Origin of the sequence: Kitasatospora sp. NPDC091257, assembly GCF_044757675.1 — a bacterium.
GTDB classification, from domain to species: Bacteria; Actinomycetota; Actinomycetes; order Streptomycetales; family Streptomycetaceae; genus Kitasatospora; species Kitasatospora lactacystinica.
In genome coordinates this window covers 1-1,402 of record NZ_JBIVVI010001700.1, presented here as the reverse complement: position 1 = coordinate 1,402, position 1,402 = coordinate 1, and the positions used below count along the sequence as shown (strand labels likewise).

The following is a 1,402-nucleotide window of genomic DNA, read 5'->3' as shown; positions in this document are numbered from 1 at the left end:
CCCTCCTCCTCCAGTGGCCACCCCGACATTTCGTCTTTCCACCACTGTCGACACGGATCATGGGGGTGTCTGCGAACCACACAGAAAGCGAACGGGATGCAACGTCACAACGCCTACCGCATAGGGCGAACCACCCGAAGAACAGCGGCCGTTCTGACCGTCGCGGTCGCCGTAAGCGTCGCCGCGCTGGGCCAGGTACCCGCCTTTGCCGACACGGGAAGTCCCTCCACTCCTTCTCAGGCCGGCACTCCTGAACAATCCGCCGTCCTGAAAGCACGCCAGAGCGGGAAGTCCGTCGAGGTCTCCGAGCGACAGGACGAGACGACCGACCTCCTGGCGAACCCGGACGGCAGCTTCACCACCCGCCGGCACGCGAGGCCGGTCCGTGCCAAGGTCGCCGGGCAGTGGCAGCCGGCCGACGCCACGCTGGAGCGCCGTAACGACAGGACCATCGCCCCGAAGGCGGCCGTCTTCCCGATGACGTTCTCAGCCGGCGGCAGCAACGCTCCGCTGGCCACGATGCAGAAGGACGGCAAGTCCCTCGCCATCACCTGGCCGACACCGCTGCCGCAACCCGAGCTCAACGGCAGCACGGCCCTGTACCGAGAGGTGCTGCCCGGGGTGGACCTGAAGATCCTCGCCGAGGCCGACGGCTTCTCCCACCAGCTGGTCGTCAAGACCCGCCAGGCCGCGGACGATCCGCACCTGACCCAGGTCATCTACGGCCTGAAGACCGCGGGCATCGCCCTCGACGCCGGCAAGGACGGGCGGATCACCGCAACCGACGCCGCCGGTGGCACGGTCTTCACCGCGGAGGCCCCGAGGATGTGGGACTCCCACACCCCGGCTGCTGCTGCCCAGCAGCAGCCCACCCCCGCTCCCACACCCTTGGCCAAGAACATGCCGGCGGCGGCCCCGCGGTCCGCCGACAGCACCCCGCCGTCGAACCCGGCCGAGCCCGGTGCCACCCCACACGCTCCGAAGACGATGGCCACCGAGATCAGCTCGGACACGCTGCGGCTGACGCCGGACGCCGACCTGCTGCACGGTGCGGACACCGTCTTCCCGGTCGTCATCGACCCGACGTTCACCGACGGCTGGCGCAACCGCTGGGCGGTCGTCTACTCCGCCACGCCGGGCGCCGCCTACCCGGACGGGAACGGCTGGAACTCCGACAATCCGCCGGACGAGCCTCGCGTCGGCTACAACGGCAGCGGCAACACCCGCTCCTACTTCGAGATGAACACCCGCGGCCTGGCCGGCGCCACGATCATGTCGGCGACCTTCCACGTCGAGGAGACCCACTCCTGGGGCTGCGACCCGGCCGCGGCGGGCAACACCGAACTCTGGGCGACCGGCCCCATCAACACCACGACGCCGACCTGGAACAGCCAGGCCCCCT

The 1,402-nt window shown here is 69.8% G+C and carries 1 pseudogene; it reads left to right on the top strand.

What is annotated here, in order from left to right:
* Positions 1-96 precede the first annotated feature (96 nt).
* Positions 97-1,402, top strand: a pseudogene (locus tag ACIQOV_RS41390) (VCBS repeat-containing protein); the annotation flags it as partial.